This window comes from Massilia sp. P2_C2 (genome assembly GCF_056404615.1).
The window spans coordinates 1-6,997 of the sequence record NZ_JBFUDR010000311.1 but is presented as its reverse complement, the minus strand read 5'-3'; the positions used below and the strand labels follow the sequence as shown (position 1 = coordinate 6,997).

Below are 6,997 nucleotides of genomic sequence, written 5' to 3'. Positions count from 1 at the left end.
ACCTTGTGTCGACCATACGGAACAAGGCGAAYCACAGCCGGCTCTGGTGCGGCGCGCGCGGCGCCACGCGCAGCTGGTGCGGCGGCGCGAGGAACAGCTCGCCGATGCCCACGCCGCGCGGATTGCGCGCACGCGGCTTCAGCGCGCCCAGCACGAGCAGCGGCGTCAGCACGGTGCGCGTCCAGTACGACACCTTCGACAGGTGGAACGGCGACCACGACGGCAGCAGCGCGAGCTCGACCGGCATGCTCGGTACCGCGTCCCACGGCACGATGCCGTATTGCGCAAGCAGGATGCGGGTAAAAACGTTGCTGCGTTCGGCGCCGCCGTGTGCCCGGATCGCCGCGCGCGCCCTGGCCATATGCGGCGCGTCCGGATCGTCGCCGATCATCTTAAGCGCGAAATACGCCTTCACGCTGGCGCTGGGGTCGAGCGCGCCATCGTGGAACAGCGGCCAGCCGCCATGCGCTCCCTGGATGCGGCGCAGGTAACGGCCGATGCGCGCCTCGCGCACGCGGTCGGCGGGCTCGCCGAGGAAATGCACCATCAACACGTATTCGGACGGGATGGTCGCATCGGCCTCCAGCTCGTAGACCCAGTGGCCATCGGGCCGCTGGTCACGCAATACCGCCTGCAGCGCGCGCTCGACGGCGGCTTCGACGTCCGGTCCCCGCGCGGCACCGGCACCCGCCGCACCTGTCTGCCATGCCCGGAACGCGGAATATCGCATGATCTCCTCCCTCGCCGGTGCCCTGCCGCACCTTCAGCCGTCGTTCGCCACCTGTCTTTGCCGCCCGGGCGGAAAGCGGCGCCGGATGGCCTGCACGATCCCGTCCGCGTCGTGCGGACCCAGTATCGCCAGCGGCACGGCAACGCCGTGCACGGCCAGCGCCTCCGCCACCGCCGCGCCGGCGCCGCCCGTCACGGCGCCGTCTTCCACCGTGACCAGTTGCTCGTGCCCGCGCGCGAGGCGCAGCACGAGGCCCGTGTCGAGCGGCTTGATGAAGCGCATGTCGACGACCGTGGCATCGAGCACGCGGCCGGCGCCGAGGCTGGCCGCGACCACGGGCCCGAACGCGAGTATCGCCGTCCGTGCGCCCGTGCGGCGGACCAGCGCGCACCCGATGTCGACACCTTCCATACCGGCATTTGCGGCAACGTCCGCACGCATGCCGCGCGGAATGCGCACGGCGGCCGGGCCGGCGTGGCGGCAGGCCGTCGCGAGCAGGCCGCGGCACTCGCCGGCATCCGAGGGCGCCAGCGCCAGCAGATTCGGGATGCAGCGCAGGAAGGCGGTATCGAAGGCGCCGGCGGCGAGCGCGAACGTCACGTCCAGGTTTTGCAGCGCCACGTCATGGATCAGCTGGTCGTAGGCGCGCTGCAGGCTGGTCGAAGGGAGCGCCACCACGGGCTTCAATCCCTCGGCCGCGAGCCCGGCGGCGAAAGTCACGGCGTGCTGGTCGGCCGGGCCGGCGTCGAAATACCTGTCCGGAAACGCCTGCGCGAACCGCGCGAGACCCGTCATGCCGCGCCGCGCCGGCGTGACGGCGACGAGGCGCGGTTCCGCCGCGGCCAGGTCGCACAGCCAGTCGTCGATGCCATCCGCATCACCCGGCCCGGCTTCCCGGGCCGTCCGCGTGACGACGTGGAGCAGGTGCGCTCCGGCGCGTCGCCGCAAGTCGTCCAGCGTCGGGATGAGGTTGGCGAGATCGTGGCCGTCGACCGGCCCGACGTAGGGCAAGCCCACCGCGTCGCAGATCGCCGCGGGCGGCGGCGCGCGGCCCGGCACGGCGGCGTCGTTCAGGACGACCAGCAGGCGCGCATCCGACGGGACACCGGCGTTGTTCAGGGCCTCGAACGCCATCCCGGCGCCTAGCACATCGATGCCGATGACGGCCACGGCATGCGCGTCTACGCCTTGCAGCCTGAGCGCCCGGGCCACGCCGTACGCGGCCGCCAGCGCGGTCGACGGGTGGGCGGCGTCACCGTCGTCCCAGACGATGCGGTCGCGGGGCGCGTCGAATACGTAGTGGAGCGCGAGGGCCAGCTCGACGGCGGGCGCGGCCGGCGACGCGCGCCACTGCTGCGCGAGGGTGCGCAGCTGGGCCGGCGTCATCCTGCGCAGTCCGGCCGGCACGGCGATCGCCTGTAACGGATTCATGCGTTTCCTTCGCTAACGATGCGCGCGCAAAGGCGGACACGCGCGACGGCCAAAGACCAATCCATTGTAGGCCATCGTCGGGTTCCGCGGCGTGGCAAATGTGCACGTCCGCGCCGGCCTACGCCGTGTGCATGAACCGTTTCCGGCGTCTAAGAAATAATTGCTTGCGCGGACGGCACCTTCGCGCCGGCGCACGGTCTAACGATGTCACGGAGGTAAAAAATCAGCGCATGCCGACAACATCGATGACAGTTCCCATCGCCGCGCTCGTCCTTGCCGCCCTCACCGGATGCGCGACGAGGCCGACCGTGGACGACGGCCGTGCGCTCGACCGCGCCCTGGTCGCCCGGATGCAGGCGTTCGGCGAGGCCGCGGTGGCGTTGCGGCCGGCCATCGTGCGATCAAAGGCCGCGGCCGACGGCGGTTGCGACCACCAGTACGAGCTGCCGTTCGACGTGCTGACCTCGTACGGCATCGCCGACGCGGACGTCCGCATCGCCTGGCTGCGCGCCCTGGGCGTGGACGAGAACCTGACGGTGATCGCCGCGGACCCGGCATCCGGCCTGCGCGCGGGCGACGTGGTCACCGCAGTCGACGGCTACACGAGCCGCAACCGGCTCAAGATGGCGGCCAGGCTGGCGGAGGTGCGCGACCGCGGCGCCCCGTTCGGCCTGACGCTGGCATCCGGCGAGCGGGTGACGGTGGCGCCGGTGACGCTATGCCGCGGCCATGTGCTGGTCGCGCCGCCGCTCGAGCCGGGGCTGCAGCATTATCACTGGACGGAATCCGTGCATCCGCTCGATGTGTTCCGCCCTCCTCTGACCGCGGACGAAGCGTTGTGGATCGTGTTGTGGACCCAGGGCCTGTCCGAACAGGGCGGCGCGCGGATGAAGGCCTATGCGTTTCTCGTCGGCAGCCTGAAATGGCTCTCCGTCGTGGGACTCGGTTTCGCCACCAGCGGTGCTTCGGCGTCCGTGCGTGGCGCCGCGGCGGCTTCCGGCACTTCCGCCACCGGCCAGGTCGCCGCGGTCCAGCTCGCCGGACAGGCCGCCTCGCTGATGGCGCAATCGGCGGCGAACCGGGCCTCGCTGTCCGGCGTCGATCACGTCGCGGCGGGCGTGTTCGAGCGCGCCGACCGCTGGGCGTTCGACGCCATGCGCCGGCTGGGCAGGGATCCGCGCACCGGGCTCAGGCTGCACGACAAACTGGTGGCGCAAGGTGCTGCGGACAACGCTTTCCTGCTCGACGCACAACGCCTGGCGGCCATGCGGGCGCTGGTCGCAGGCAGGCCCTGAGCGCTTCAGTCGCGCGCTTTCCCGCCGGCGCCATTGTCGATGGCATAGTTCACCCGGTCGATGTCCACGTAGCCACGCTCCCCCGCCGGATTKAACGTGAACAGCCCGACCCGGCTGCCGCGGTAGGCACCCCACGTCAACGGGAAGTCCGGCAACACGGTCTGGAAGCGCCGGCCGTCGCTGCTGACGGCAAGCTGGGCCCGGCCGTCCAGTCCCCACGTGGAGCGCAGCCAGATCGCGCCGTGCGGCCATGGCTGCAGCCGGGTAGTGCTGCCATCGCGAGACACTTCCAGGTAGCGCTTGCCGTCTTCCATCACGATCCCGGCCGACGCCGTCGATGCGGCCGGGTTGGCGTCCCGAGGTTGTGCCGAGAACTGCACGAGGCCGGCATGCTGGCCGTCCGCCATGCCCTTCAGCTCGACCCGCGCGACGAAAGCCTGGCCGGGGGTGCGCACGACCCGTTGCGTCAGCACATTGCCGACCTTGAGCAGATTGCCGCCGTCCAGCCCCGCGAAGGCATGCAGCCGCAGGAAACCGGGACGGGCCGCCAGCGACCATTTGTCGGCGCGCGGCTGGTAATTCCATTCCCAGACGGGCGCGAGCTGCCTGCCTTTAAAATCGTCGCTGCCCTGCGGGAACTGTCGGCCCTCACCCCGGGCGGGCATCCCGCCCTCCCACACCATCGTGCCGATACCCTCGCCGTCCGGTTCGCCGATCACCGGCCAGCCATCGATCCAGTGCACCGGCAGCAGGCTCGCGGCCCTGCCCGCCCAGTCGCCCGAGCCGTGGTGGGTAAAGAAATACCATTTCCCATCCGGTCCCTGGACGATGCCGCCCTGGTTCGGTTCCATGGCGGGACGGTCGCCGCGCATGAGCTGGCGCTTTTCAGACCAGGGACCGCGCAGCGACGGCGCGCGCCGCATCATCATCACGCGCACGTCGCCCTGCACTTCGCTGAAGAAGTGATAGTAGGTGCCGTCGAACTTGTACAGCTTGCTGGCTTCGCTGCCCTTCGATTGATAGACCACCCGGTCCGACCCCGGCACGAGCGCCTGGTTGTCGGGGGTCATTTCCCACAGGTGGATCTTGTAGCCGTCGCTGAAATGCGTGCCGATGAAATAGCCCTTGCCGTCGTCGTCCCAGAACGGGGCGCAGTCGTCCCAGCCGGGTTCGCGCAGCAGGGCCTGTACCGGCGTCCACGGGCCCTCGGGCTTTTCCGCGCTCGTCATGAAATAGCCTTCGTCCGGCGTGCCGAACACGATCCAGAAGCGGCCCGCGTGGTGGCGGATCGTGCCGGCCCAGATACCGCGGCCGTAGCGGTTCATCCGGGTCCAGTCGAGTTCCGGCGAAATCCGGGTCAGGTCCTGCACCGCGTGCCCGACCGTGCGCCAGTTGACCAGGTCGCGCGAATGCAGGATCGCCATCCCGGGCGAGAACTGGAACGTCGACGAGATCGCGTAATAGTCGTCGCCCACGCGGATCGCATCCAGGTCGCTGTAGTCGGCCGGCAGGACGGGGTTGCGGTAGTGGCCGTTGCCGAGGTCGCCCCACCGGGTCCAGCGGCCCCAGACGGTGTCCTCCGCCGCGCCACAAGGACTGGCCAGCACAACGGCGCCCGCCAGCAGGACGGCGAGCGCGCCGGCGGTCATCGGGGCGGCCTTCACCGCGCCGGTTCCAGGATCACGGCGGCGCCGCCGGCCACAGGCAGTTTCAGCGCGAGCACGTCGCCCGCCTTGACGTTGCGTGCCGTGCGCCGCACCTCGTTCGGCGTCGCCCCATCTTCCCAGATCGTGGCGCGATAGCGTCCGGCCGGCAGGAAGCCCAGCGCGACGCGCGCCGTGCGGCCCTCGTCCGCCGTCATCGCGCCGATGTACCACGTCTTGCCCTGGCGCCGCGCCAGCACGATGTCGCGTCCGGGTTCGCCGGCCAGGAAGCGCGTCTCGTCCCATGCGGTCGGCACGCGCTGGATGAAGTCGAAACCGGCGGCGCCGCGGTAGGCCTCGGGGTCGTCGGACACCATCTGCAGCGGGCTCTCGTACACGACGTACTTCGCCAGTTCCTGGCCGCGCGTGTTCTGCGTGAGCGGGCTCACCTCGCGCACGACGAAGGTGTCCGGCGTCGCGTTGTGGAAGCCGCCGGGGGTGTAGTCCATCGGGCCGGCCAGCATGCGTGTATAGGGCAGCATCAGGTTGTGGAACGGCGTGACGTTCTTCTTCATCTTGTCCCATTCCGCCCCCATCACGCCTTCCTGCGTGACGTAGTTCGGCCAGGTGCGCTGCAGCCCGTCCGGCACGTAGGCGCCGTGCAGGTCGAGCAGCAGGTGGCGCCTGGCCGTCGCGGCCGCGACGCGGCGGTAGAAGTCGACCATGTCCTGGTCGTCGCGGCTCATGAAGTCGATCTTGACGCCCTTGATGCCCCAGCGCGCATAGGTGTCGAGCACCTCGTCCATGCGCTGGTCGACGTGCTGCCAGTGGGCCCACAGCATCAGGCCGACGCCCTTCGAGGCGGCATAGCGCACCAGCTCCGGCATGTCGATGCCATCAAAGGCCTGGGTGATGTCGGTGTCCGGCCGCGCGACCCAGGCGTCCGCGTTGGCGTTCTTGGCCCAGCCCGCGTCGATCAGGTAGTACGGCAGGCCGGCTTCCGCGGCGAAATCGATGAAGCGGCGGTAGTTGGCCATGTCCGCCTTCATGCCGGCCAGCGGCCCGGACCACCAGTCCCACGCCGCCTTGCCCGGCTTGACCCAGCTGAAATCGCCCTGCGGCGCCGGGTTCAGGTTGCCGACCAGTTGCGAGCCGATCAGGTCGCCGGCGCGGTCGCCCAGCAGGACGGCGCGCCACGCCGTCGTCAGTCCGCCGTGCGACACGTAGGCCGGGCCGGGCCGGTTCGGCACGGCCGACAGGTGCACGCGCAGCGCGCCGCCGTCGCGCCACAGCGAAGCGCCCGTATAACCTTCCAGATTGGCCTGGGTGATGGCGTACGCCGTGTCGCCGGCCGGCGTGGTGCACACGACCGGCACGTCATAGCCGACGCCGTCGCGCAACTGCGAGACCTTCCGGCGTTCGAACGGCACCTCGTGCGCGCCTTCAGCGACCGACACGAGGCATTCGGGGTCCCCGGCCGGCACGAACGCCGTCCGCTCGCCGCGCAGGCGCACCGGGTCGCTGCCCTCGAGGCGGTAGCGGAACGCGACGCCATCGTCGTAGGCGCGCACGTCCACGACCAGGCGACGGCCGGCTTCCGTGCGCTCGCGGAACACCAGCGTCGCGCCCCGGTAGTGGTCACGCGCCGAGGACGCCTTGGTGGCGACCAGCGGAATGATGCGGTCGACCTTGACGTCCTCGCGCCGCTCAAGCGCGAGCGGGCCGAAGTCGGGTGCGCCGTCCAGCTCCAGGCCCAGCGGCGACGGGGCGATGACGGTCTTGCCGCGGCGGGCGACGGTGAACTGGCTGGCGTCCTGCTCGATCCGGATCGCGGTGCGGCCGTCCGGCGAGGAAACGACGATGGGCGCGGCCTGCGCGGCGGCCGGCAACAGGACGGA

At 70.7% G+C, this 6,997-nt stretch carries 4 protein-coding genes and 1 pseudogene; 1 reads left to right on the top strand and 4 read right to left on the bottom strand.

Going from position 1 to position 6,997, the window contains the following annotated elements; genetic code table 11:
• Window positions 1-730 (bottom strand): annotated as a pseudogene (locus AC1DYX_RS25620) (squalene--hopene cyclase); the annotation flags it as partial.
• A 33-nt stretch (window positions 731-763) separates the two neighbouring features.
• Window positions 764-2,161 (bottom strand): 1-deoxy-D-xylulose-5-phosphate synthase N-terminal domain-containing protein, encoded by a 1,398-nt coding sequence (locus tag AC1DYX_RS25615; protein ID WP_477264119.1) that lies wholly within the window; start codon window positions 2,159-2,161, stop codon window positions 764-766.
• Window positions 2,162-2,406: 245 nt separating this feature from the next.
• Here AC1DYX_RS25615 and AC1DYX_RS25610 point away from each other — a divergent pair, with 245 nt between their 5' ends.
• Window positions 2,407-3,456 carry a hypothetical protein gene (locus tag AC1DYX_RS25610; RefSeq protein WP_477264118.1) on the top strand — a complete coding sequence of 350 codons (1,050 nt, stop codon included), beginning with the start codon at window positions 2,407-2,409 and terminating at the stop codon, window positions 3,454-3,456.
• Between the two features lie 5 nt (window positions 3,457-3,461).
• Here AC1DYX_RS25610 and AC1DYX_RS25605 read toward each other — a convergent pair whose 3' ends face one another.
• A complete protein-coding gene (locus tag AC1DYX_RS25605) occupies window positions 3,462-5,120 on the bottom strand; it encodes a glycoside hydrolase family 43 protein (protein ID WP_477264116.1) in 1,659 nt (552 codons plus the stop codon).
• On the bottom strand, window positions 5,117-6,997 hold a 1,881-nt coding region (locus tag AC1DYX_RS25600; RefSeq protein WP_477264114.1), incomplete at its 5' end, for a glycoside hydrolase family 97 protein. The genes AC1DYX_RS25605 and AC1DYX_RS25600, both read right to left, overlap by 4 nt.